General features: G+C 69.0%; 20 protein-coding genes and 2 pseudogenes. 7 read left to right on the top strand and 15 right to left on the bottom strand.

What is annotated here, in order from left to right; genetic code table 11:
• Positions 1-21: 21 nt before the first annotated feature.
• The 12 genes and pseudogenes from murG to GTV32_RS02185 all read right to left on the bottom strand — a co-directional run bounded on the left by murG (position 22) and on the right by GTV32_RS02185 (position 13,978).
• Positions 22-1,218 (bottom strand): undecaprenyldiphospho-muramoylpentapeptide beta-N-acetylglucosaminyltransferase, encoded by a 1,197-nt coding sequence (gene murG / locus GTV32_RS02240; protein ID WP_161058762.1) that lies wholly within the window; start codon positions 1,216-1,218, stop codon positions 22-24.
• A gap of 66 nt (positions 1,219-1,284) precedes the next feature.
• The gene (gene ftsW / locus GTV32_RS02235; RefSeq protein WP_161058761.1) at positions 1,285-2,913 is read right to left on the bottom strand and encodes a putative lipid II flippase FtsW; all 1,629 of its coding nucleotides are present in this window, start codon (positions 2,911-2,913) and stop codon (positions 1,285-1,287) included.
• Entirely contained in the window at positions 2,910-4,496 is a 1,587-nt protein-coding gene (gene murD, locus GTV32_RS02230; RefSeq protein ID WP_343287188.1) for a UDP-N-acetylmuramoyl-L-alanine--D-glutamate ligase, read from the bottom strand. The genes ftsW and murD overlap by 4 nt, the downstream gene beginning before the upstream one ends.
• On the bottom strand, positions 4,489-5,583 hold the full coding sequence (gene mraY / locus GTV32_RS02225; protein ID WP_161058760.1) for a phospho-N-acetylmuramoyl-pentapeptide-transferase: 1,095 nt from the start codon (positions 5,581-5,583) through the stop codon (positions 4,489-4,491). Before mraY ends, murD begins: the two co-directional genes overlap by 8 nt.
• A gap of 37 nt (positions 5,584-5,620) precedes the next feature.
• On the bottom strand, positions 5,621-6,118 hold the full coding sequence (locus GTV32_RS02220; RefSeq protein WP_237421655.1) for a UDP-N-acetylmuramoyl-tripeptide--D-alanyl-D-alanine ligase: 498 nt from the start codon (positions 6,116-6,118) through the stop codon (positions 5,621-5,623).
• Positions 6,119-6,174: 56 nt separating this feature from the next.
• Positions 6,175-7,799 (bottom strand): annotated as a pseudogene (locus tag GTV32_RS02215) (UDP-N-acetylmuramoyl-L-alanyl-D-glutamate--2,6-diaminopimelate ligase).
• A gap of 163 nt (positions 7,800-7,962) precedes the next feature.
• A complete protein-coding gene (locus GTV32_RS02210; protein WP_161058759.1) occupies positions 7,963-9,879 on the bottom strand; it encodes a penicillin-binding protein 2 in 1,917 nt (638 codons plus the stop codon).
• A 21-nt stretch (positions 9,880-9,900) separates the two neighbouring features.
• Positions 9,901-10,791, bottom strand: coding sequence for a hypothetical protein (locus GTV32_RS02205; protein ID WP_161058758.1), 891 nt, complete (start codon positions 10,789-10,791; stop codon positions 9,901-9,903).
• Positions 10,788-11,735, bottom strand: coding sequence for a 16S rRNA (cytosine(1402)-N(4))-methyltransferase RsmH (gene rsmH / locus GTV32_RS02200; RefSeq protein ID WP_272918244.1), 948 nt, complete (start codon positions 11,733-11,735; stop codon positions 10,788-10,790). The genes GTV32_RS02205 and rsmH overlap by 4 nt, the downstream gene beginning before the upstream one ends.
• 293 nt (positions 11,736-12,028) lie before the next feature.
• On the bottom strand, positions 12,029-12,469 hold the full coding sequence (mraZ, locus tag GTV32_RS02195; RefSeq protein WP_161058756.1) for a division/cell wall cluster transcriptional repressor MraZ: 441 nt from the start codon (positions 12,467-12,469) through the stop codon (positions 12,029-12,031).
• 473 nt (positions 12,470-12,942) lie between these two features.
• Positions 12,943-13,344 (bottom strand): DUF3040 domain-containing protein, encoded by a 402-nt coding sequence (locus GTV32_RS02190; RefSeq protein WP_161058755.1) that lies wholly within the window; start codon positions 13,342-13,344, stop codon positions 12,943-12,945.
• Positions 13,345-13,504: 160 nt separating this feature from the next.
• Positions 13,505-13,978: an SAV_6107 family HEPN domain-containing protein gene (locus GTV32_RS02185; RefSeq protein WP_161058754.1), complete on the bottom strand. Its 474-nt coding sequence runs from the start codon at positions 13,976-13,978 to the stop codon at positions 13,505-13,507.
• A gap of 251 nt (positions 13,979-14,229) precedes the next feature.
• Here GTV32_RS02185 and GTV32_RS02180 point away from each other — a divergent pair, with 251 nt between their 5' ends.
• The 3 genes and pseudogenes from GTV32_RS02180 (at position 14,230) to GTV32_RS02170 (ending at position 17,436) form a co-directional block, all read left to right on the top strand.
• Positions 14,230-14,883 carry an N-acetyltransferase gene (locus GTV32_RS02180; protein WP_161058753.1) on the top strand — a complete coding sequence of 218 codons (654 nt, stop codon included), beginning with the start codon at positions 14,230-14,232 and terminating at the stop codon, positions 14,881-14,883.
• 22 nt (positions 14,884-14,905) lie between these two features.
• Positions 14,906-16,518 (top strand): annotated as a pseudogene (locus GTV32_RS02175) (NAD(P)/FAD-dependent oxidoreductase).
• 42 nt (positions 16,519-16,560) lie between these two features.
• Positions 16,561-17,436 (top strand): DUF3153 domain-containing protein, encoded by an 876-nt coding sequence (locus tag GTV32_RS02170; protein ID WP_237421468.1) that lies wholly within the window; start codon positions 16,561-16,563, stop codon positions 17,434-17,436.
• A gap of 18 nt (positions 17,437-17,454) precedes the next feature.
• Here the strand turns inward: GTV32_RS02170 and GTV32_RS02165 are convergent, their stop codons facing one another.
• The gene (locus GTV32_RS02165) at positions 17,455-18,411 is read right to left on the bottom strand and encodes a methylenetetrahydrofolate reductase (protein ID WP_343287187.1); all 957 of its coding nucleotides are present in this window, start codon (positions 18,409-18,411) and stop codon (positions 17,455-17,457) included.
• Positions 18,412-18,494: 83 nt separating this feature from the next.
• On the opposite strand from GTV32_RS02165, the gene GTV32_RS02160 reads away from it, so the two are divergent.
• The 3 genes from GTV32_RS02160 (at position 18,495) to GTV32_RS02150 (ending at position 22,254) form a co-directional block, all read left to right on the top strand.
• Positions 18,495-19,646 carry a polyprenyl synthetase family protein gene (locus GTV32_RS02160; RefSeq protein ID WP_161058751.1) on the top strand — a complete coding sequence of 384 codons (1,152 nt, stop codon included), beginning with the start codon at positions 18,495-18,497 and terminating at the stop codon, positions 19,644-19,646.
• Complete coding sequence (locus GTV32_RS02155) at positions 19,643-20,704, top strand: FAD-dependent oxidoreductase (protein ID WP_343287186.1); 1,062 nt, start codon at positions 19,643-19,645, stop codon at positions 20,702-20,704. Before GTV32_RS02160 ends, GTV32_RS02155 begins: the two co-directional genes overlap by 4 nt.
• A 68-nt stretch (positions 20,705-20,772) precedes the next feature.
• Positions 20,773-22,254 carry an alpha-(1->6)-mannopyranosyltransferase A gene (locus GTV32_RS02150; protein WP_202422011.1) on the top strand — a complete coding sequence of 494 codons (1,482 nt, stop codon included), beginning with the start codon at positions 20,773-20,775 and terminating at the stop codon, positions 22,252-22,254.
• Positions 22,255-22,341: 87 nt separating this feature from the next.
• Here the strand turns inward: GTV32_RS02150 and GTV32_RS02145 are convergent, their stop codons facing one another.
• Positions 22,342-22,707, bottom strand: coding sequence for an Rv2175c family DNA-binding protein (locus GTV32_RS02145; protein ID WP_161058749.1), 366 nt, complete (start codon positions 22,705-22,707; stop codon positions 22,342-22,344).
• A gap of 127 nt (positions 22,708-22,834) precedes the next feature.
• On the opposite strand from GTV32_RS02145, the gene GTV32_RS02140 reads away from it, so the two are divergent.
• Positions 22,835-24,034 (top strand): protein kinase, encoded by a 1,200-nt coding sequence (locus GTV32_RS02140; protein WP_161058748.1) that lies wholly within the window; start codon positions 22,835-22,837, stop codon positions 24,032-24,034.
• 9 nt (positions 24,035-24,043) lie between these two features.
• Here GTV32_RS02140 and GTV32_RS02135 read toward each other — a convergent pair whose 3' ends face one another.
• Positions 24,044-25,462 (bottom strand): 3-deoxy-7-phosphoheptulonate synthase class II, encoded by a 1,419-nt coding sequence (locus GTV32_RS02135; protein WP_161058747.1) that lies wholly within the window; start codon positions 25,460-25,462, stop codon positions 24,044-24,046.
• Positions 25,463-25,493: the final 31 nt, after the last annotated feature.

The following is a 25,493-nucleotide window of genomic DNA, read 5'->3' as shown; positions in this document are numbered from 1 at the left end:
CGCCATCACACCCGTCAATTCTCACCGGTCCGAGGCCGATCCGGGCGCCCGAAACGCGGAACGGAGGCGACGCCGTCCGGCGCCCGCGCGATGCTCGACGGCCAGTTCCAGCGCCGCCGACGCCACCGCGTCCGCGGCGTCCCGATGACCCGATCCGGTGGCCGCGGCCGACATCTCGGCCAATCCGGCCCGGTCGGCGAGAATCGCGGGCACCTCCCGGGCCACCCAGTCCGCGGTCAGCTCGGCGTCGTCGACGATGATGCCACCGCCGGCGTCCACCACCGGGAGCGCATTGAGCCGCTGCTCGCCGTTGCCGTGCGGAAGCGGGACATAGATCGCGGGCAACCCCGTGGCCGAGATCTCGGCGACCGTCATCGCGCCCGAACGGCACATCACGAGATCCGCCGCCGCGTAGGCGAGGTCCATCCGCTTCAGGTAGCCCACCCCGCGATACGGGGGCGCACCGGGTGGCGACTGAGGATCGATCGTGTGCTTCGGTCCGAATGCGTGCAGCACACCGATGCCTGCCTTGCCGAGCGCACCCGCCGCGCCGGACACGGCCTCGTTGAGTCGTTGCGCGCCTTGCGATCCGCCGAAAACCAACAACGTCGGTGCGTCCTCGTCGAGGCCGAAGTAGTGGCGCGCCTTGGCGCGCAACGCCGGACGGTCGAGCTCGGTGATGACGCCACGCACCGGGATGCCGACCACCTCGGCGTCCAGCCCGGAGCCCGGCACCGCTGCCAGCACCCGATCGGCGAAACGCGCGCCCACCTTGTTCGCGATCCCGGCGCTCGCATTGGCCTCGTGGATGACGATCGGCAGCCGATGACGGCCACGGACCCGCAGCTGCGCCGCGAAGTAGGCCGGCAGGGCGACATAGCCGCCGAAACCGACCACCACGTCGGCGCCGACCGAGCTCAACACCGAGCGAGTCGCAGAGACCGAGTGAAGCAGGCGCGCCGGCGTCTTGGCCAGCTCCAGGCCCGGTTTCCGGGGCAGCGGGACGGGCGGGATCAGTTCCAGGGGGTAGCCCCGCTCGGGCACCAGGGTGGTCTCCAGACCCCGGGTGGTGCCGAGCGCGGTCACCGTGGCCGTCGGATCCAGACGGGTCACCGCGTCCGCGACGGCGAGCGCGGGTTCGATGTGTCCGGCGGTACCTCCGCCGGCGACCACCACCGACAACGGCCGATCCGACGATCGGCCTCGCTCAGAACTCACCCGTGCCCAACTCCATTCCGCATCGTCGGCCGCCACGTTCGGGCTGCCGTGCGGTCTCGACCGTCTTCAGTGCCGCGACCAGGTGGAACGGCCCGCCGGCCGCCACTGGTGTGCCGACCCGGCCCGCCCGGTGGCCGAAGCACCGCTCCCGCCGCGATTCGTACGCGGCTGGACCGGACCGCCGCGGCGGGTACCCGTTCCCGAATACCCCGTACGGTAGTCGACCCGGACAGCGGCTGTGCGCGGTGTCCGGGTGGTCGGAGCCGGGCGCCGCGCCCGGCCACGACCCGGGTCCTCGGCGGGCTTGCCCTGACGCAGACGCGCCCAGCGGGAGGGCGCATCGGGCGCGGCCACGCGAACGCGGTCGGGGCGGCGCTGATCGAGCCGATCACGCAGAACGTCGGCACGGGTGGGGCGATATGCCACCGGGGCCGGCAACCGCAGCCAACGGCCGAAGCGTCCGGGTTCGCCACCGCTGAGCGCGGCCACGGCTTCCGGCTCGTGTCGGGCGGCGCTGGCCAGCAACCCGAGCATGGCGAGCACCGTCAGGGTCGACGTACCACCTGCCGACAGCAATGGCAGCTGGATACCGGTGACCGGCAGCAGACCGATGACGTAGCCGATGTTGATGAAGGCCTGGGCGGTGATCAGCACGGTGATCGTGCCGGTCATCAGACGCAGGAAGGGATCCACGGACCGAACGGCGATCCGGAATCCGATGAACGCGAGGATCGCGAACAGGATCACCACGAGCAGCCCACCGATCAGCCCCAACTCCTCACCGATGATGGCGAAGATGAAGTCGTTGTGGGCGTTCGGCAGATAATTCCATTTCGCCCGGCTCTGCCCCAGGCCGACGCCGAACACGCCGCCGTTGGCGAGCGCGTAGGTGGCCTGCCGAGCCTGATATCCCGCACCCTGCGGGTCGTCGATGCTGCCCAGGAAGCTGAGCACGCGCTGGGATCGGTAGCCCTCGACGAGTGCGAGCAGCACGGCGATCGCGGCGCCCACCGCCGCGAAGGTGAGGAACACCTTGACCGGGAGGCCGGCGAACCACAGCAGCGCGCCGACGATGATGGCGATGGTGATGGTGGTGGAGAGGTTCGGCTCCAGGATGATCAGCAGGCAGACCAGCATCGCCACCGGGACCAGCGGGATCAGCAGCTCCTTCAGCGAGGCGTTGTCCCGTCGTCTCGAGGCGAGCAGGTGCGCACCCCAGACGCAGAGGGCAACCTTCACCAGCTCTGACGGCTGCACCGACAGCCCGCCGATCACGAACCACCGCCGCGCGCCCTGACTCAGCGTGCCGATGCCCGGGATGAGCACCAGCGCGAGCAGCACTGTCGTGACGATCATCAGCGGCGCCGCGATTCGGCGAAGCAGTCGTACCGGCAGCCGGAGCATGACGTAGAACCCGACCAGGCCCAGCAGCGCGAAGATCATCTGGGTCGCGAAGAGACCGTAGGAGGACCCGTCCTTGGAATAGCCCTCGACCGACGATGCCGACAGCACCATGACCAGACCGAACACGGTGAGGAGAAGAGCGATCGTGAGGATCAGATGGTAGGAGGCGAGTGGCCGCGACAACAGGTTGCGCACCGCCTCGACCACCGCGGCCGGCCAGGTGGTGCTCGTCGCGGTCGAAGAGTCCTTCTTGCCGGGGGCCGATTTCGTACTCGCCTGCTTTGTGCTCATCGAGATGTTCCGCTCACGTCGACCGCTCCCGGGAGGGACCGCGCGGCCGCCGCGAACGCGTCGCCGCGCCTGCCGTACCCCGCGAACATGTCGAGCGAGGCCGCCGCCGGGGCCAACAACACCGCGTCCGGGCGGTCCTCGGCGGTTCGGGCCAGATGCGCGGCCACCTCGACCGCTCGGCCCATGACGGCAACCGCGGCACGATCGGACTCGGTGTCGTCGGATCCGACGGCCGCCGAGGGCGGTTCGGCCGGGGTGCTCAGTCCGGCGGGCAGTTCGTTCCCGAGGGTTGGGGTCGCGTGCTGAACAGTCACGCGACCATCGTCCCCTGTGAATACTGTGACTGTTGGGACTTCTGGGGCGTGTCGCGAGATCGCGTCGACGATCGACTCGCGATCACGGCCGATCGCGACGACCCCGGCGAGTCGGTCCCGCGTGTGTCGGATCATGTCGTCGACCCGGGCGCCCTTGAGCAGTCCGCCTGCAACGAGCACCACCCGCCGATGCCCCGCGATCGCGGCCTCGGCGGCATGCGGATTGGTCGCCTTCGAATCGTCGATGTAGTCGAGATCCTCGACGCGGGCCACCACCTCGCCGCGGTGCGCTGCAGGCCGGAAGCCGCGCAACGCCTCGGCGACCGCCGCGGTCGGGATCCCTGCCGCGAGCGCGAGTCCCGTCGCCGCCAGGGCATCGGCAACGCCGGATGGGCCGGGCGGGTGGATGGCTGCCGTCTCGATGATCGGGCGGGCCGTCCCCGGCGGCCCGAAGGCTCGGTCGACGATCTGCGCATCGGTCACACCGAGCTCACCGTCGCGCGGTGGTTCCAGGGTGAAGCCGACGCGGCGTCCGGCGACCGGCAGCGACGACGCGGTCCGGTCGTCGAGGCCGACGAGCCCGACGGCGCCGCGCAGTGCTGCACCTTTTGCCTCGGCGTACGCGTCGAACGATCCGTGCCAGTCGAGATGGTCGTCGGCGATGTTGAGCACCACGCCTGCATCAGGTGCCACCGACGGCGCCCAGTGCAGCTGGAACGACGACAACTCTGCGCACAGGATGTCGACCCGCGGGGTCTGCCGCATCGCATCGAGCGCCGGCAGGCCGATGTTGCCGCACGCCGCGGCCGAGCGACCGGCGCCGACGACGATCTCCGTGAGCATCGACGTGGTCGTGGTCTTGCCGTTCGTTCCCGTGACGACCAGCCAGATGCGGGGCTCGCCGAGCAGCCCGGCGCGATCGACGCGCCAGGCGAGCTCCACCTCACCCCAGATGGGTACGCCGGCCTCGAGCGCGCGGACGATCAGCGGATGTGTCGGCGAGAACCCCGGCGAAGCAATCACCAGGGCGGGCTCCGCCGGCCATTCGTCGTCGAGAAGCGACGCGGTGCCCACCAGTTGCGCGCCGAGATCGGACAGCTCGTCGGCGACGGGTTCGTCCGGGCCGAACCGGGCATCGGCCACCGTCACCTGCGCCCCCACGTCGAGCAGGTATCGAGCCGCCGACCGGCCCGCGGTGCCGGCACCGGCCACCAGCACCGTCGTCCCCGACAGTGCGGTCACATCGATGTCGGGCCGCTGATCAGCCACTGACGGCCAGGAACTCGCTGTAGAACAACGACAGACCCAACGCACAGGCGATGGCCGTCAGCAACCAGAACCTGATGATCACCGTGGTCTCGGCCCAGCCGCCCAGTTCGAAATGGTGATGGAACGGCGCCATCCGGAACACGCGGCGGCCCGTGGTGCGGAAGAACGCGATCTGGATCACCACCGAGATGATCTCGGCGACGAACAGCGCACCGATGACCACCGCGAGCAATTCGGTGCGGGTCGTGATCGACAGGCCGGCGAGCATCCCGCCGAGGGCCAACGACCCGGTGTCGCCCATGAAGATCTTGGCCGGTGCGGCGTTCCACCACAGGAAGCCGAGACACGCGCCACCACCGGCCACCGCGATCAGGGCGAGGTCGAGTGGATCACGGACCACATAGCAACCCGGCGTGATCTCCTGGGTCGACTTGGGCCCTCCGGAGCACGCATTGCGGTACTGCCAAAAGGTGACCAGGACATAGGAACCCAGCACCATCGCCATCGAGCCGGCCGCGAGCCCGTCGAGGCCGTCGGTGAAATTCACCGCATTCGACCACGCCGCGACCACGAGCCAGCAGAACACCACGAAGACGACCGCCCACATGGAGATCGCGTCGATGTCCCGGACGTACGACAGATTCGTGCTCGCCGGTGTGTACCCGGCGTCGTTGCGGAACTGCAGCACCAGCACGCCGAAAAGGATCGCGGCGGCGAACTGCCCCAGCGACTTCGCGGTCTTGTTGAGACCGAGATTCCGGTGTTTGCGGATCTTGATGATGTCGTCGAGGAACCCGACGCCGCCCAGCGCGGTGGCCAAGCCCAGGACGAGCAGTCCCGACGCGGTGACGCCCGTTCCGCCGGTGAACATCCCGACGATGTGGGAGCCCAGATAGCCCGCCCACAACGCGACCAGGATCGCCACGCCACCCATCGACGGGGTACCGCGTTTGGTCTGGTGGCTCTGCGGGCCTTCGACCCGGATCTCCTGCCCGAACCCCTGCCGGGTGAACAACCGGATCAGGAACGGTGTGAGGAGGATCGACACCGCGAGCGCGATGCCACCCGCGATCAGGATCTGTGTCACCGCGTCATCCCTGTCTGCCCTGTCACCCTTGCCGCCCTCACTCGTTCGTCCTCGTCGTCGACATGCTCGATGGCCCGTCCCCCGTACCTTCGGTCGTGGTGCCCGCGCGCCCGGTTGTCTCGTGCTCGGCGCTGCCACCCGCGATGCCCCCGGGCTCGGGCCAGAGCTCCACGAGTTCCGCGACCGCCGGGTCGGCCGCGGCCAGCAGGACCACGTCGCCCGGCCCTGGGCGCCACTCGTCGGAGGTCAGCAGATCACGTGCCTCATCGACGGTCGCGACCATCCGGACCTCGTCGCCCCACGACCCCTCCATGACGGTCCCCTGGTGCAGTGCGCGCACCGCGCGCGACTCTCCGACGCACAGCGTCTTGTCGACGGCCAGCCGCACGATCTGCCGGCCCAGACGGTCGTGTTCGACGACGAGTTCGTTCTCCGTGAGCCCGTCGTCGGCGGCGAGTTCGCCCAGGATCGCCCAGGTACGGACCTGATCGGCGCCGGCAGGCGTAGCGCCTGCCTCGACCAGTCGACGCAGCATGACCCGCACGTCGTCGACACGAACCGACGACGCGACGAGAACAGTCGGTGTGGTGGTCACGAACCGCCCTCCCCCGTGGTCGGCTGTGCGATCGATGCATCGAGTGCGGCCCCGGCGACCAGGCGGTCGTCGAACGGGTGTTTGACGCCGTCGACCTCCTGCCCGGTCTCATGTCCTTTGCCCGCGATGAGCACGGTGTCACCCGGCTCCGCCCAGGCGATAGCCGCGGCGATGGCCGCGGCCCGATCGCCGATCTCCCTGACCTCGTGGGCTGGGCCGCCGACATCGGGGGCGCGGGCACCGCCGAGGACCTCTGCGCGAATGGCCGCCGCGTCCTCGGTGCGCGGATTGTCGTCGGTGACGATGACGAGTTCGGCACCGCGAACGGCGATCTCACCCATCATCGGCCGTTTACCCGCATCCCGGTCGCCACCCGCACCGACCACCACCGCGATCCGCCCTCGGGTCTGGTCCCGCAGGGTGGCGATCACCGCCTCGAGCGCGGCCGGCTTGTGGGCATAGTCGACGACGACGAGGAAATCCTGTCCCCGGTCGATCCGCTCGAGCCGGCCGGGAACCGAGACGTCGGCGATCGCACCGATCGCCGCCGCCGGGGTGACGCCTGCGCCGACGGCGATGGCCACCGCGGTCAGGGCGTTCGCCACGTTGTAGCGCCCGGGCAGGGGTACCACCAGCTCCTGGTCGCCGCCGGGCCCCGTGACGGTCACGTGCTGGGCGCCGTCGGCGTCCACCGTCGACGGCCCGGCATGCCAGTGAGCCGGCACCGGCCCGGTCGACACCGTCACCGGCGGTGACTGCTTGTCCGAACGGGCGATGTCGACCATCCGCCGTCCCCACTCGTCATCGACGCAGATGATCGGCCGCACCGCGTGCGTCGGCGACGACGGCGCGAACAGTCGTGCCTTGGCGTCGAAGTAGGCCCTCATCGAGTGATGGAAATCCAGGTGGTCCTGCGAGAGATTGGTGAACGCCCCGATCGCGAACTGGGCACCGTCGACGCGACCGAGCGCGAGGGCGTGGCTCGACACCTCCATCACCACCGCATCGACACCACGCTCGAGCATCGTCGCCAGCATCGCCTGCAGGGTCGGGGCCTCGGGCGTCGTGAGTGCACTGGGCTGTGCGACGCCGTTGATACGCGTCTGCACCGTGCCCATCAGGCCGACCGAGTGCCCCGCGGCGAGCAGGGCCGCCTCCACCATGTAGGCGGTCGTGGTCTTGCCCGAGGTGCCGGTTATCCCGATCAGCTTCAGTCGCAACGACGGGTAGCCGAAGATCCGGGCGCTGACCGGACCGAGTACCTCTCGCGGATTCGGATGGATGAGAACCGCGCATGTCGCGTCGGAACCGAGGACCTCGGTCAGCTCGGCGCGCCCCGCCGGATCGGTGAGCACCGCGGTTGCACCGGCGGCAACCGCCTGATCTGCGAAGCGGGCGCCATGGGTGCGCCCGCCGGGCAGCGCAGCGAACAGATCCCCGGAACCACGTCCTGGGCACGCAAGGTCACGCCGGTGACCTCGGTGTCCGCGGACGCGGAGCCGATGAGATCCACTCGTGCGCCGGTTGCCGTGGACAACACGGATACCGGCGTCGGTGCCACGGTGCTCGGACGAAGCATTCCCGTGCCGGGCTTCGCCCGGGTACGGCGAGTAGACGCCATCTGTGCCTCCCGCCTCCCTCGTTGCTCGACTCGGGCGGCCCGGGTCGGGCTCGCCGGAACGCACTCACGATACCGTCAGCGCGAACCCTGTCCGTTACGGGTGAGTATGGATGCGCACGCGATCGACATCGGTGCGCGCCCTTCGTCGCCTGACCCCCTGCGGTCAGCGCGCCTCCAGGGTCAGCCGCGGCGCGGGACCCGAGAGGGGTACACGGTCGCGCTGCAGCAACCACGACGCGATGGTGCCATACATCGGTGCCGCCGACTGTCCACCGCTACCGTCGGAGCTGCGCTTGGGATTGTCCAGCATGATGCCGATCACGTAGCGGGGGTTATCGGCCGGAGCGATACCCGCGAAGGTGATGTTGTAGTTGGAATTCGAGTAGCAACCACAACTCGGGTCGACCTGCTGGGCGGTACCCGTCTTGCCCGACATCTGGTAACCCGCGACCGCTCCCGTGTAACCGGTCCCCTGCTGTACGCCCATCGGGTCCTTCTGCATGACAGCCCGGAACATGTTCCGGACCGTCTCCGCGGTCCGGGGACTGACCACTCGCACGCCGTCTGGCCGAGCCAGGTCCTCGGTGTCGCGGCCATCGCGCCGCTCGGACTCGATGATCCGCGGCGGCACCCGGACGCCGTTGTTGGCGATGGTCTGATACATCCCCGTCATCTGCAGCAACGTCATCGACAAGCCCTGTCCGATGGGCAGATTCGCGAACGAACCGCCCGACCACTGACTCAGCGCCGGGACCTCGCCGGCACTCTCGGCGGGCAACCCCACACCAGTGCGTTGCCCGAGACCGAATCTGTCCACCAAGTCCGCAAACCGCTTCTCCCCGACCTTCTGGGCGAGCATCAGGGTCCCGACGTTCGACGACTTGCCGAAGATCCCCGTCGTCGTGAACGGCTCGACACCGTGAGACCAGGCATCGTTGACCGTCACACCCGACATGTTGATGCTGCCGGGGACGCGATGGACCTCCGTCGGTGTGGTGACGCCGTACTCGATGGCGGCCGAGGCGGTGATGATCTTGTTGACCGAACCGGGCTCGAACGGCGATGTGACCGCACGATTGCCGAGGTCGGCGTTCTGCTGGTCTGCCAGTGGCTGCGATGCGTTGAACGTGTTGTCGTTCGCCATCGCGACCACCTCGCCGGTCTTGGCGTCGAGCACCACGGCCGAGGCGTTCTTGGCACCCGATGCGGCCTTGGCCGCCGACACCTGACTCTGCACGAACCACTGGACATCGGAGTCGATCGTGAGCCGGACGGTCGCGCCGTTGATCGCCGGATGCACATTGCGGGTGCTGCCCGGGATGATCGCCCCGTCGGAACCTCGATCGTAGGTCTTGGAACCGTTGGTACCCGCCAGTTGCGAATCGAGGGATGCCTCGAGGCCGACCAGGCCGTTGCCGTCGTAGTTCACGTCGCCGATGATGTTGGCGCCCAACGACCCTCCGGGATAGAGGCGGATGCTCTGCGGATCTGCCCCCACCTCCGGGAACTCCTCGGTGATCTTGTTGGCCACCTCGGGGCTCACCGATCGGGCGAGATAGACGAAGGTGTCGTCGCTCTTGAGTTTCGACAACAGATCTTGCTCACTGATCGAGCCGCCGAGCGCCGAGGACACGCCTTTCGCGATCTCACCGAGGCGGTCGTCCACATCGGGCAACGCGGCATCCTTTTGGTGCGCCTCGTCGATCGTCTTGCGCACCGCCTTGGGCAGGAAGGTGAGCGATCGCGCCTCGTCGGTGTAGGCCAACGGACGGCCGTTGCGATCGAGGATGGCGCCGCGTTTGGCGGTGAGGATCTGGGTGTACTCCCGCTGTTGGGCCGCCTGGGCCGAGATCGACGACGCTTCCACGGTGTGCACCACGATCATCCGGACCGCCACTGCGATCACCGCGAGGATCACCAGCGCCCCGGCGATCCGGCTTCGACCCAGAAATGTCTCAGGACGCTGCGGGCCGCCTGCGCCGGCGCCGGAACCTCCGCGACCACCTCCGGCACCACCACGGCCGCCTCGACCGCGACCTGACGAACCCGCGTCGAAACGCTGGAAGACGGCACGTGTCATGGTTGCCAATTGTCCACGCTGTTAGCGGGATTCCGGCGAATTTGCGCCCGGCGCGTTCTGGTTCGTCGGCAGTACGTTGGGCGCCGGGCGGACGGCGGGCGCGGGCGGCGCGGCCGCCCCCGGTCCCGGTGCCGCGGCATCTGGCGTGGTGGCCGACGACGCGCCGGGCGCCGTCGTCGGGGCGGGCGCCGGGTTCGACGTCGCGCCGGCAGCCGATCCGGACGACGGCTCCGTCGACGAATCCTGCTGCGTGCCAGTGGATGACATGGTGCCGCCCGGAAGCCCCTCGGAGTCGTCGACCTTCTTCGGGTCGATGCTGGACACCGGATCGGGACCGGTCGGCGGGTTGATCGAACGCATGGCGCGACCCTGCGCGGCTTCGGGATCGCCGATCACCCGCGGCCGTCCGGTGCCGTTCACGACCATCCGAGCCGGGTTCTTCGCCGGGATCATGCCCAGACGAGATGCCTTGTCGGACAGTTCTGGTGCCGAGTCGCCTGATTCGTAACTCCGCTTGAGCGAGTCACGGCGATCGAGCAGCGCCTGATTCGCCTGACGCTCCTCACCGAGTCGATACGAATCGGCCGCGGCCTTCGTCGAGAGCAGCAGGCTCAGGCCGAGGCCGACCACGAGGAGGGCGAGCACCGGTACCACGAAGGGAATTCCGGCGATTCGGGCACGCACCGAGAGCGGACGACCCGCCACGGGCATCGCCTTCGCCTTTGACCGGCCGGCGATCTGGTCGGCCCGCTCATCGCGCTCGAGTCGCTTGCGCCGACGATCGATCGCGCGCTGCGCCGCGCGCGACCGGGTCGCCCGTTCGCTCTCGTATCCCGAATGCCGTCGGCTCCGGCGGATCTCGTCCGCACCGACATGGTCATCGTCGATCTCGATGTCCTGCAACAGGGTCATGCGCGATCCTTCTCGTCGACACGTTCGATCACCCGGACACGCACCGGGGCTGACCGAGGGTTCTCCGCTTGTTCCTGGTCGTTCGCTCGCTCGGCGCCGCGGGTGATCAGACGGAAATCCGGTGCGGAATCCGGCAATTCGACCGGGAGTCCGAGCGGTGACGTAGATGTGGTGCGAGTGACGAACTCCCGCTTGACTATCCGGTCCTCCAACGACTGATAGCTCATCACGGCGACCCGCCCACCGACCCGCAGGACCGACAGCGCCGCGGGCAGCGCGCGACGGAGCGCATCGAGTTCGTGGTTGACCTCGATACGCAACGCCTGGAAGGTACGCTTCGCGGGATGCCCGCCGGTCCTGCGCGTGGCGGCCGGTATGGCGGCGTAGAGCAGCTCGACGAGGCGGGCGCTGGTGGTGAACGGCTCCCGGTCACGCTCCCGCACGATCGCCGACGCGATCTTCCCGGCGAACCGCTCCTCGCCGTACTCGGAGAGGATGCGCGCCAGGTCGCCGTGTGAATAGGTATTGAGAATGTCTGCCGCAGTTGTGGTCTCGGAAGAGTTCATCCGCATGTCGAGCGGCGCGTCGACCGCGTAGGCGAAACCGCGGTCGGGGCGGTCGAGTTGCATGGACGACACACCGAGGTCGAAGAGCACCGCGTCGACGAGGTCGACGCCGGCGTCGGTGAGCACCTCGCCGATCTCGTCGAATCGGGCCTGATGGAACGTGATCCGATCACCGAACTCCGACAGCCGGTCGCGTGCGATGTCGAGGGCGTTGCTGTCCCGGTCGATACCGATCACCCGCACACGAGGATCGGCGCGCAGGATGAGTTCGGTGTGACCACCGGCACCGAGCGTGCCGTCCACGAAGACGGGGGTGCTGCCGGCCCCGGGGAATGCCGCCGTGATGAGTTCCACCATCCGGTCGGCCATCACCGGCAGATGTCCGAACTCGCCGGACCGGCGGACAGCGTCGCCCGGCTCCGTGTGCGGAGAGCGCCGGTCGGATTCGCCGTCCGGCTGCTCGTGGCGTGCGTTCACCGACCTCCTCCTCGGACTGTGCGGTTCGATTCGTCGGTGGCGGGCGGTAGGGGCTCGCAACGGGGCTTCTCCGATGAGGCGGGGTCTCGGCCCGATCGCGCACCTGGCGTTGGGGAAGTACGCCAGGGTCGCTCCGGGCCGAGGCCTCGACCCATCCGATCCCGTATTCATCTGTCTGCCCGATCGCGTGCCTGCTAGAGCAACGCGTCCAGGGCGGCCGAGCCTGCGGCGGAGAAGTCCTCCTCGTGCCGGCTCTGGTAGTCGCTCCATGCTTGCGCGTCCCAGATCTCGAGGTGGTCGAACCCGCCGATCACCACGCACTCCTTGGACAGGCCCGCGTAGGTCCGGTGTTCGGCCGACAGGGTGATCCGGCCCTGCCCGTCGGGCCGCTGCTCATCGGTACTCGCGAAGAAGTACCGCTGATAGGCCCGAGCCTCGGGGTTGTTCCGCGATGCCGCCATCGTCCGTTCCGCGATCGCATCGAACTCGTCGGCCCGATACACCGACAGGCTGCGGTCCTGGCCTCGTGTGACCATCACCCCTCCTGCCAACGCGTCGCGGAACTTGGCGGGCAACGTGAGCCGCCCCTTGTCGTCCAACTTGGGTGTGTAGGTGCCGACAAATCGCACGGACATGTCGCCACCTCCTGCCCTACCGAGTTCGACGTCCGGTCCGTCTCACCCAGTGCTGCCACAGTACCCCACTTTCCTCCACTTTCCACCCCCGACGCCCACGCATTCCCCTCACGATCGTAAAAGCCCAGTTCAGTGGCTTGATCTGGTGCGGCCGCACCGCGCGACACGGCGCGTCGCAGCCAACTTCGCGTGGTGGCAATGGTGCTGAAAAGCGCCAAAGTTCCAGGTGTGACGCAAGGGTTGGCCGCGGTGGGGCGTAGTGGGGCGCTCCGGTGGGGCGCGGTGGGGAATCGGGTGGGGCGCGGTGGGGAACGCAGGGTGGGGCGCGGCAAAGGTTCCGCCGCGGAGGGGGAACGCCGGGCGGGGCACCACAAAGGTTCCGCCGCGGAGGGGGAACACGAAAAAGACCGCACACCGGCCTGGTGTGCGGTCTGGAAACGACCTGACAGCCGGGAACTCACCCGGCGGAAGTTCTACTCCTGCTCGAACCGGCGGTTGAACCGCTCTTCCATGCGCTCGGAGAACTTTCGTTTGGGTCCGCTGCCACGTGACTCCTTGGCACCGGGGCTTTGCGCACCGTCAGCTCCCGCCGACCGGGTGCCGCCACCCCAGAGTGCGAACAACCCCGCCCCGAACATGACCAGAAAGCCGATCAGGCTGATGATCGGGAAGCCACCGACGCGCACCTCGACGACGAGTCCACCGACGAGGAGGACCAGACCGACAACGAAGATGGCGACCGCTTGCAGGCGGCGCCGGCCACTGGACCGTCCGAGGCGACGGCGTTTGACGCTCGACGCGAACTTCGGGTCTTCGGCATACAGAGCGCTTTCGATCTGTTCGAGCATCCGCTGCTCGTGCTCCGAAAGAGGCACCGACCCTCCTAACTCCCACTCCACCGACCCGACCGCATCGCCGTTGCCGGTCCTGCTCGATGTCGACGCCGTCTGCCGCCGTCTGCGGCTTCAATTTCTCATGATACGAGGAGATTCACCCGGCGACCACCATTACCCGAGGTTGGCTCGGATCATACCGTCAGGCCGTCCGATCCGTACGGGCGGCCTGGTGGGGCAACTTGCCTTGTTCGTACGAGATCAGCAGGGCCTCGACCGCATCGAGCAACTCGATGACCTTCCGGCGCATCTGTTGCAGCATCCGATCGTCGACCGCGCGGACCAGGCCGGCCTCGATGTCGAGACGCGTCCGCGAGCGGGCGGCAAAGTAGGCGGCGTGGTCGTCGAGTTCCGGTACCACCACCGGCACGCGGTTCCAGGCGCTGCGGGAATGCCGACGCCGCACCGGCCGGTTCGACGGCTCATGGATCTCCAGTGCGGCACCCGCGGCACGCAGGGCGGTGAGGTAGTACTGGCGGAAACGCTCGGCGGAGTCGTCCACACCGTCGGCGTTGTCGAACAGGTTCTGGGCGCGGTCGAGCAGGTCACGGCTACGGCCCACCACGATCGGATCGATGTCCGTCGTGGTCCCGGTCGTCGGAGTCGAATTGGGCATGTCCACCTCCCCGTGGTCAGTCGTCCGCCGTTGTGCACGTGCGACTGCTGTATACAACGCCGGCCCGACAGCAAACGCTTCCCTCGTCGCCGTCGGGCCGGCGCCCGATGTCGGCGGGTGGGACAGAACAGCTTGCGGAGGCTGATTCATCGAACACCCGTTCGACATATTCAATATAGCTAGCACCTCCGTCACCTTCAAGGCGACGGGCGACCCCGATCTCCAGTGTCCGACGAGAGGACAGACGTTCGTTGACGATCCGCCTCGTTGATCTGACCGGCCAGGATTCCCGGATTTGGCTCGAACCCGCCCTCGACATCTACGTGACCGCGATGAACTATCCCCGCGGCACCGAGATCCACCGGGCGGCACTCTGGCGCGACCACATCACCCGGCCGGGCTGGCGTGCGATCGGGGCGGTCGCGACGGTGCCGCCCACCGAGATCACCTCCCCGCAGATGGCGCGCAGGCGGCTGTCCCGGCCGGTGGCCATCTCAGACAACGAGCTCCTCGTCGGCATCGCCTACGGCTATCGAGGCGCGCGCGACCAATGGTGGAATCAGCAGCTCCGGATCGGCCTCCGTCAGGCGGGGCATTCCGATTCCTTCGTCGAGGCGATGACCCACGACTACTTCGAGCTGACCGAACTGCACGTACACCCGACCGCCCAGGGCCGCGGGATCGGACAATGGCTACTCGGCCGGCTGCTCGCCGGTCGCCCAGAGGCCCAGGTGTTGCTGTCGACACCCGAGGCGCCCGCCGAGGACAATCGGGCGTGGGCACTCTACCGGCGCATGGGCTTCGTCGACATCCTGCGCCACTTCACCTTCACCGGAGACCCGCGGCCCTTCGCCTTCCTGGGGCGGCCGCTTCCACTGGTGCCCGACGAACCGACCCGTGCATGACGACCAGACGGAGGTACCCGATGTGAGTCCCGACGGCGATCGGACCCATCAGCCACTCGACGCGATCGTCGTCGGGGCGGGCCACAACGGACTGGTCGCGGCGGGTTACCTCGCTCGGGCCGGCCGATCGGTGCGCGTGATCGAACGCGACGAGGTCGCCGGTGGCGCCGTCTCCACGATCGAACGCTTCCCGGGTTACCGGGTCGATCGCGGGTCGTCGGCGCACCTGATGATCCGCCACTCCCCGATCCTCGACGAACTGGCACTCGCCGATCACGGACTGCGCTACGTCGACTGTGACCCGTGGGCGTTCGCCCCCTCGACAGACCGGACCGGGCCGATCATCTTCCGCACCGATCTCGCCGCGACCTGCGAGTCGATCGAGCGCGCGGTCGGCGCCTCCGACGCCGAGGCCTACCGCCGGTTCGTCGAGGTGTGGCGGCCCCGGGCCAAGGCCGTCATGCGCTCCTTCTACTCCCCGCGGGTCCCGGGCGGTTCGCCGCGGCATTCACCGGTCTCACCCGCACTGCCGACTCCGCGCGCACAGGGCTCATCGGGCGCCGGACGGGCGCGATGCTCTCCCTCACGCAGGAGCTGATGTCCTCGGGCGACGCCCTGCTCGATCGGTGGTTCACCTCCGAACCGCTCAAGGCGGCACTGGCCTGGTTCGGTGCGCAATCCGGGCCGCCCATGAGCGCACCGGGCACCGCTCCGATGATCGGCTTCGCCGCACTTCAGCACGACATCCCGCCCGGGCGCGCCATCGGCGGCAGCGGCGCACTCACCGAAGCGCTCCTCAACCGGCTCGGGAGCGATGGCGGTGAGGTGTTGTTGGGGCGGGCCGCCACCACGATCACCCGCTGCGGCGACCACTGGCAGGTCCGGACGATCGACGGCGAGGGCCACTGCGCGCGCAAAGTGATCGCCGCCTGTCACATCGCCACCACCCTCGACCTACTGACCGCAGGGGGTTACGACCAGGAGACCGCGAAACGCTGGCGGTCGCAGATCGTCATCGGGGACGGCATCGGTATGGCCGTGCGGCTCGGCACCGATGCCCTACCCGCCTATCGCGACCTGCCGTCAGATCTCCCCGCGCACGGCGTTCATTCGGCGCTGGCCCTGCTGGTGACCGATCGCGCGCAGCTCCGACGGGCCCACGCCGCGGCGTCGGTCGGCGACCTGCCCGAACGCCCGGCCTGCGTGGCGATGGGATACTCGGCGATCGACCCCTCGCTCGCCCCACCTGGCAGACACCTCGTCAACATCTGGGCTCAGTGGCATCCCTATCGACTCGCAGGCGGCAGATCATGGGCGGAGGCCGGGCGGGATGCGGCCGCCGCGATCGGCGCGGAACTCGATCGGCACGCGCCCGGATTCAGCCAACACGTCGAACACACCCACATCCAGACCCCGGACGACCTCGAGCAGGAGCTCGGTCTGCTCGGCGGCAACATCATGCACGTCGAGATGAGCATCGATCAGATGTTCTTCTGGCGCCCCCACCCCGACCTGTCCGCACACTCCGTCCCGGGTGCGGACGGCATCCTGCTCGCCGGGGCGTCGACCCATCCCGGCGGCGGCGTGACCGGCGCCAGCGGCCGGATCTCGGCGCACCTGGCGCTTCGCAGGTGACCGTGCGCGTCGGCATCGGCTTGCTCACGCGCATCTGGCACGATGAGCAACGTGCGCTCGTCTTCCCGTAGGTCCGCGGTCCTGTTGCTGGTGTCCCTGATGGCTGCCGGTCCCCTGCTCACGGGTTGTCTGGAACGCTCGACCACCGTCGGCGACCGGTATTCCGGCACCATCGTCGTGGCGACCTCTCCGGACAACCCTCGCGGCGCACCCAAGCTCGACGTCCCAGAGTCGATGGGGTCGAGTGTCACCCTCAGTGACTACTCGACCCGGCCGGAGTCCGAGACGACTGCCGCCCCCGGCAGTTCCCCCACGCCGTCGGCCCCGGCGAGCCCGGGTGCGAGCGCCGCCCCGGGCGAGGGCGCCGCCAACGACAAGGTGATTCCGCGCGTCGGCACCCGAGCGGTCTTCACCGATCTCACAGCCGGACAGTTCAGCCAACTCGGCGACATCGTGTCGGCGTCCTTCGGCGAATCCGCGATGAGCATGGATCTGGCGGCGAAGCGCAGCGGCGACGTCGTCCGTTTCCGCGGCTCCGCCGACCTCACCGATCTGACACCCAACCGCGACCTCGTCGAACTCACCGTGACGTTCGGCGGTCCGGTGAGCGCCACCAACGGCGACCAGATCAGCGACAGCACCGTCACCTGGACGCCGGAGCCGCGCAAGCCCTCGGACTTCACCGCCGACGCCACCTACCCCGACCCGGCCACGGCCGCGGTCAGCAGCTGGTCGTGGTTCCTGGCATTGCTCTGTCTCGCGACGGTGGCGATCGTGGGCTGGCTCGCCTACCTCAAACGGGATCGCAGTCCCCGTCCGGGACGACCGCGACGTTCCGGCCCGCCGAGCACCGGATCTGCGACGACAAAACCCGGGACGTCCGAACAGACCACCACGGCGGGCTCCGCCGGGCGCTGATCCACGGCCGCCGGGGCCTCAGCCGACGGTTGCGCTCAGCGCCGACGACGTGTCCACTCCGAGGCGCTCGAGAACCTCACTGGTCGCCTTGGCGAAGTTGAGGCTGCAGAAGTGGATGCACGGAACGCCCTCGCTCACGAGGCGTTGGGCCATCTCGGTCGCGAAGTCGATGCCGACGGCTCGAACCGCTTCGCGATTCTCCTCCGCGCCGTCACCTGCGGCGGCCGCGAATCGCGCCTGCACATCCGCTGGGATCACCGACCCCGACAGCTCGGCCATCCGCCGCACACTTGCCAGCGACGTGATCGGCATGATCCCGGGGATGAGCGGCTTGGCCCCCTGCTCCGGGTCGGCACGGACCAACCGGTCCCGCAGCCGAAGGAAGTGTTCGACATCGAAGAACATCTGGGTGATCGAGTACTCGGCGCCGGCTCGCAGTTTGTTCACCAGGGTGCGGGTGTCGTCCTCGAGCGACGGTGCCCGGTGGTGCCCCTCCGGGAACGACGCGACACCGACATGGAAATCGCCGAGTTGGTCGATCAGCCGGACCAGTTCCTCGGCGTAGGCGACACCCTCCGGGTGCTGAACCCATTCGCCGAGCGGATTCCCCGGCGGATCTCCCCGGAGCGCAAGGATGTTGGTGATGCCCTGATCGGCGTACGCCCCGACGAGAGCCCGCAGTTCGTCGATGCTGTGATCGACCGCGGTGAGGTGGGCCACCGGCAAGAGGGTGGTCTGCGCGGCGAGCTCGCCGGTGATACGGACCGTGCGGTCGCGGGTGGAACCACCTGCACCGTAGGTCATCGAGACGAAGGCCGGGCCCAGTCGCTCGAACGTGCGCACCGCGCGCCACAGCCTCGCTTCGGCGTCGGCGTCTCTGGGCGGGAAGAACTCCACAGAAAACGGGACGGGGCCGCGGTGGGGTGCCGACAAACGGTCCACGATCGAGGGAGCCCTGACTGGGGATGAGGTCACCCGCACATTGTACGGACCACAGCTCCGGCACCGTCGGGGCCGGGCTCCCCGACCGACCCCGTCCGCGGCACTAGCCTGGCAGGGTGACGTCCGCGCTGCCGACCCCCGACACCCTCGAGGCCGTACCCTCAGCCGTCGAGGCCGCCCTCGAGGCCTTCTTCGCGCGCGCGATCCCGGTCGCAGCCGACATCGATCCCCAGGTGGGTGCGGCAGGCGAGGTCCTTCGTGACTTCGTCCTGCAGGGGGGCAAACGAGTTCGTCCCGTCTTCGCCTATGCCGGCTGGCTCGCCGGCCTGGAATCGTCGGCGCGCGACCCGGCCCCCGGACCGGAAGCCCCTTCCGCACACGACGCACTTCGGGTCGCCGCCTCCCTCGAACTCGTGCAGGCGTGTGCCCTGATCCACGACGACATCATCGACCGCTCCGACACCCGACGCGGCCACGCCACCGTGCACCGGGTGTTCGAGCGCAGCCACCTCGACGACCGATGGGCGGGCGACGCCGCGCATCACGGGGTGGCCGCCGCGATCCTGCTCGGTGACCTCGCCCTCGCCTGGGCCGATGACATGGTCCACGGACATCGTCCGGGCGACGCGACCGAGCCGGGCGAATCCGCTCCGCGTGCCCTGCCCGCAGCGGTCGGGCGGGTGTGGTCGTCGATGCGCACAGAGGTCCTCGGCGGCCAGTATCTGGACATCGTGAACGAGGCGGGGGGCGACGAATCGGTCGGCGCCGCCTACCGTGTGATGCGGTTCAAGACCGCCGCCTACACGGTCGCCCGGCCGCTCGAACTCGGGGCGACCCTCGCCTCGGCCCCGGCACCACTGATCAGCGATCTCCGCTCGATCGGCCACGACCTCGGCGTCGCGTTCCAGTTGCGCGACGACCTCCTGGGTGTCTTCGGCGATCCCGAACGAACCGGCAAACCATCCGGTGACGACCTGGTCGCAGGCAAGCGCACCGCGCTGCTCGCCGTCGGCCTGGCGCGGGCAGGCGAGCGCGATCCGGCACTCGCCGCCCGACTCCGTGCTGCCATCGGCAGACCGCTGACCGACGATGAGGTCCGCGGCGCCCGGGCGATCCTCACCGACGTGGGCGCGGTCGATGAGATCGAGACCCAGATCGAGGGTTTGCTCGCCACTGCGTTGGCCACCCTCGCGACGGCCGACATGTCCGATCCGGTCCGTGTCGAGCTGAGCGTTTTCGCCCACCGCATCGCCCACCGCTCGACGTGACCGCGACGCGCGCACGTCGCCGCGACCGGGTGGTGATCATCGGCGCGGGGATGTCGGGTCTCTCGGCGGCGCTGCGGCTCACCGGTCTCGGCCACCGGGTCACCGTCGTCGATGGGTCGCCGAGCGCGGGCGGGCTGGTCCGAACCGAGACACCCGCAGCGGAGCCGCGCGGACCTGATTCCACCCTCGGCGCCGTCGGATTCGACACCGGGGCAACGGTTCTCACCATGCCGTCACTGATCGACGTCGATCCGGATGCCGGTGCCACGGTGACACTGTCCACCCGCGCAACCGCCCTGTACCGCGACGGATCACGCGTCACGGGCGTCCGCCTCGACTCCGGCGACGCCCTCCCGGCGGATGCGGTGGTGGCCGCCGTACCGATCGCCGAGACGGCACGGCTGCTGGGCGCCGAGTTGCCGCGCGGTCCGCGGTGGCGCCGGCTCCGGTACTCCCCGAGTGCCGTGGTGATCCACGGTCTCGCACCACGTTCGGTCACCGAGAGCTGGCCGGGGCACCATCACACTCTCGACTTCGCGGCAGCCTGGACAGAGAAGTTCGTCGACCTCACCCGCACTCCGGGACGCCTCATGCGTGATCCATCGTTCCTGGTGACACGTCCCGCACTGTCCGACCCCGGCCTGACCGGTCCGATGGAGCCGGTCTCCGTCCTCGCCCCTCGCCCCGATCTGACCACCGCGAACCTGCCATGGGAGGCCCTCGCCGGCCCCTACGTCGACGAATGCCCGCAGACACTCGCCGCGCGTGGCCATCACCAGATCGACACGGCTCTGCGCGTGCTGCGCGTCGACGACCCCGGCACGTGGGCGGCCGCCGGCCTGCCGGCCGGAACGCCGTTCAGCGCCGCTCACACGGTTCGACAGACCGGTCCGCTGCGAACCCCCAACCGGTGGCCGGAGAGCCACAATCTGTTCCTGGCAGGTGCGGCAACCGTGCCGGGAGACGGCATCCCGCCGGCGCTGGTGTCGGGGCGGCTCGCCGCCGAGCGCGTCGTCGCGACGCTCGGCGAATCGCCGCGCCGTAGGATCGGGCCGTGACCGCGACCCGCGACCAATCCCCGCGATCTCGCTGGAGCCAGTCGGTTCGCGAGGCGGGGTTCGCGGACCTGCTGGTCGGCTTCATCGGTTCCGTCCTCGTGTGCATCGGCAGCTTCGGCGTCGGCGACATCGCGCGGAACAGCACGGTGGCCCAGGACCTGGGCCTGTCGGCAATCACGTACGGGCACGGCAAGACGTTGTTCGGCAGCGTCTTCTGGCTCGGCGTCGCGACCATGGTCATCGCCTGGGTACGTCTGGGACGCCGGCTCGACACCGACCGGGTGGCGCTCTCGGTGCGCACGTTCCGCTGGGGAATAGTGGGCTGGGCCGCGCCGCTCGCCCTCGCCGTCCCGGTCTACAGCCGCGATGTCTACGCATATCTGGGACAGGGAGCGTTGTTCCGGGAAGGATTCGACCCGTATGCAGACGGGCCGGCACACCTTCCCGGACCGCTCCTCGACAGCATGGCGCAGGTCTGGGCGACCACCACGGCACCTTACGGTCCACTTTTCGTCGGCATGACCCGGGTGGTCACCGAGATCACCGGCGACCACGTCATTCTCGGGGTCTACGCGATCCGGCTGGTCCTGTTGCCCGGACTTCTGTTGGCGCTCTGGGCGATTCCACGACTGGCCGGCCATTTCGGCGCATCGCCGCAGGCCGGACTGTGGCTGGCGCTCGCCAACCCGATGGTCCTCATCCACCTGGTGGCCGGCAGTCACGTCGAGTTGCTGATGATGGGTGTCCTCGTGGCCGGCGTCGCGCTGGTCGTCACCGGCCGACACGTCACGGGTCTCGTCGTGCTCGGACTGGCGGTGTCGATCAAGGTCACCGCCGGTATCGCGATCCCGTTCGTGCTGTGGATCTGGTTGTCGCACATCCGCGCCCGCCGGCGCGTCGAGCCGGTCGACGTGGCCCGGGTCCTCGCCTCGGTGATCGGGATCACCGTCGCGGTGTTCGGCGTGTGCACCGCGCTGCTCGGGCTGGGTCTCGGTTGGCTGACCGGCCTCGGGTGGGCGGATCGAATCATCAACTGGTTCACGGTGCCCACCCTCGCCGGGCACCTCGTGACGCTGGTGGCCGCCCCGTTCACCGCGCTGAATCTGCAACCCGTGCTGGGGGTCACGCGCGCGGTCGGGATGGTGGTGCTCGCGATCATCCTGGTGGGTCTGTGGTGGTCGCACCGTCGCGACGAACGCAGCGCGATGGCAGGCATGACGTGGGCGATGCTCGCGGTCCTGCTCCTCGAACCGTCCACGCTCCCCTGGTATTACACGTGGGTGCTGTGCCTCGCGGTGGCGTTCACGCTGCCAGGGTGGGTACGCGCGACCGTCGTCGGCGTCTCCACGTTCATGCTCATCGTGTTCCAGCCCGACGATTCGATCCTGTTCTACAAACTCCCCGAGGTACTCCTCGCGACTGCGCTGTCGGTACTCGCCGCGGTCTCACTCACACGGCGGGATCCGTTGCGCCTCGGCCGGGTCGTCTCCTGGTTCCGGGGTCCCGACCGGTCTGACGAGCCCGACGGATCGACGACACCCCGTGCCTGAGAGCGTGCTTCGCGATGCCGTCGAGCGACCCGGCCGTCGCGAGACGCACATGGCGTGCCCGCACGTCTGCCCTGGTGGGACCGTCGGTCAGAAGGCCTGGGCCTGCGCTCGGCGGATGACCTCGCGAGCCGAATGTGTGTGCAGCGCTTCGGCGGGACACATACCGAGGTCGTCCTGGGTGGCGAACAGCCACTCCATCGCCTCGTCGCGGGTGTAACCGCCGTCGAAAAGGACCTCCACGAGTCCGGTGAAATGCTTGACGATTCCGAGGTCGTCGAAGAACACCGCCGGGATGGCCGGCTGACCCCCACGCGACACCGCGAGCAGTTGGTGGTCATGGATCAGGGTGCGGACGCGATTGGCCGACACACGCAGCCGGCGCGCCACATCGTCGATCGTCAGGGTGTCGAGCTCGGGCGGGAGACTGTCTTCGGACAGCGGTAGTGAACCCACATCGCCGAGCGTACCGGCTCGGACGTCGTCGCCCAACGATGCCGTCCCGGATCCGGGGCACGCCGACCGTGCTGCGAGCCCGAGTCGATACACCGCCCGCGCGACGTCGCCCGGTAGATTCGGCCACGTGAAACCTCCCGCCGACTCACTCCTGGGCGCGTCCCTCGAGGGCCGCTACCGGATCGACGCGCCGATCGCGCGCGGCGGGATGTCCGCGGTCTACCTCGGGGTCGATCTGCGGCTGGGCAGGTCGGTGGCGATCAAGGTGATGGACGCCCGCTACAGCGGCGATCCGCAGTTCCTGCGGCGGTTCGAGTTCGAGGCCCGGGCCGTCGCCGGATTGAAACATCCTGGGCTGGTGGCCGTGTACGACCAGGGCATCGACGACGGGATCGCGTTTCTGGTGATGGAACTCGTCCAGGGTGGCAGCCTTCGGGAACTGCTGCGCGAACGCGGTCCGATGCCACCCCACGCGGTCAGCGCGGTGGCCGATCCGGTGCTCGGCGGACTCGGCACCGCCCACGCCGCCGGACTCGTCCACCGCGACGTGAAGCCCGAGAACGTGCTCATCTCCGACGTCGGCGAGGTGAAGGTCGCCGACTTCGGGCTGGTCCGTGCGGTCGCCGAGGCAGGCGTCACCTCGGCCAGTGTCATCCTGGGCACAGCGGCCTACCTGTCGCCCGAGCAGGTCGAGGCCGGCGACGCCGACGCCCGTAGCGACGTCTATTCGATGGGCGTCATGATGTTCGAATTGCTCACCGGCCGAACGCCTTTCCGTGGCGATACACCGCTGGCACTGGCATACCAGAGGCTCAGCTACGACGTGCCGGCGCCCGGCGACGTGGTCGACGGCGTACCCGAGGAGTTCGACGAGATCGTTCTGCGCGCCACCGAACGGGATCCCGCCGAGCGCTACGCGGACGGCTACGACATGCGGCGTGCGTTGCTCGCCGCCGCCGACGATCTGGATCTGCCGTCTTTCACGGTGCCGGCCCCGCGAATGTCCGCCGAACGCGACACGATGGCACGGTTGCGTGCCGGTCGCGCACGTCCTCCGGCCGCTGCCGCCCCGATCGTCGACCCCACCAGGGTGGAGTCGGGGCCCGCGGCGACACCGCCCGCCGTCGCGCCCATCGCTGCGGCGCCGAGGACGAGGTCCGACGTCCCCGCGTCGAAGATGACACGTCAGGAAACCCGGTTCGACGATCGGGCGGAACCAGACGACAACGGGCCGGTCCGCGCACTGATCTGGACGACCCTCGTACTGCTGCTCGCAGTCGCGATCGGCGCGATCGGGTGGTGGGTCGGGCAGACTTACCTCAGCTGATCGCGGCGGTCAGCCCCGCAGCATCTCCGCGACGAGGAAGGCCAACTCCAACGACTGTTGCGTGTTCAGGCGGGGATCGCAGGCCGTCTCGTAGCGGCCGGCGAGGTCGAGGTCGGAGATGTCCTGTGCCCCACCGAGGCATTCGGTGACGTCCTCGCCGGTGAGTTCGATGTGCACGCCACCGGGATGGCTGCCCAGCGCGTGATGCACCTCGAAGAAGCCCTGTACCTCGTCGACGATGCGATCGAAGTGCCGCGTCTTGTAGCCGGTCGAGGCCTCATGGGTGTTTCCGTGCATGGGGTCGGACTGCCAGATGACCTTGTGTCCGGTGGCCTCGACCGCGGACACGATGGCGGGCAAGACCTCCCGCACCTTGTTGTTGCCCATCCGGGCCACCAGCGTGAGCCTGCCCGGCCGGTTGTGCGGATCGAGCCGCTCGACGTACTCGACGGCCTGCTCGGGCGTCGTGGTCGGACCGATCTTGACCCCGATCGGGTTGTCGATCAGCTCGGCGAACGCGATGTGTGCGCCGTCGAGCTGCCGGGTCCGCTCGCCGATCCAGAGGAAATGGGCGGACAGGTCGTAGAGCACCTTCTCGCCGTCGCCGGTCGGGATGGGGTCGGCCCCTGCGCTCGGAACATCGGCCAGACGCAGCATTGCGCGCTCGTAGTCGAGGACTAGCGCCTCATGCGACGCGAAGATGGACGCCGACTCCAGATTCGTGTCGGTCACCCCGCACGCGTCCATGAAGCGGAGTCCCCGGTCGATCTCGGATGCGAGCGCCTCATAGCGGGCCCCGGCCGGCGAGGTCCGTACGAACTCCCGGTTCCAGAGATGCACACGCCGCAGGTCCGCCTCCGAACCCGTCAGCGCGCGAACCAGATTCATCGCAGCCGCGGCGTTGGCGTACGCGCGCACCAGTCGCGACGGATCATGCCTGCGGGTGGTCTCGTCGGCCGGGAACCCGTTGACCATGTCCCCGCGATACGACGGCAGCCCGAGCGCATCGGTGTCCGACGACCGCGGCTTGGCGTACTGGCCCGCGATTCGGGCGACCTTGACCACCGGCATGCTCGCGCCATAGGTGAGCACAACGGCCATCTGCAGCAGGGTACGGATGTTGCCCTTGATATGCGGTTCGGTGTTGTCGACGAAGGTCTCCGCGCAGTCGCCGCCCTGGAGCAGGAACGCGCGCCCCTCCGCGACCTCGGCGAGTTGCGCATGGAGATCACGGACCTCGGCCGGCATGCAGATCGGCGGCACGCTCTCGAGGACCGTGCGCATCTTGCGTGCCTCTTCGGCGGGCCAGCTCGGCTGCTGCACTGCCGGGCGCGCCATCGCGTCATCGAACCGGTTCTGCAGGTCGCCGGGCAGCGGCGGCAGCTCCGGGAGCTCCGCGATCGGAACGTCTACGGTCCAGTTCGTCACCACGGCTCCAGGGTAGTTCAGCCGCTCGCGT

Origin of the sequence: Gordonia sp. SID5947 (genome assembly GCF_009862785.1) — a bacterium.
GTDB lineage: Bacteria > Actinomycetota > Actinomycetes > Mycobacteriales > Mycobacteriaceae > Gordonia.
Note: the sequence above shows the minus strand (reverse complement) of the source record. Positions and strands in the feature narration are given on the sequence as shown.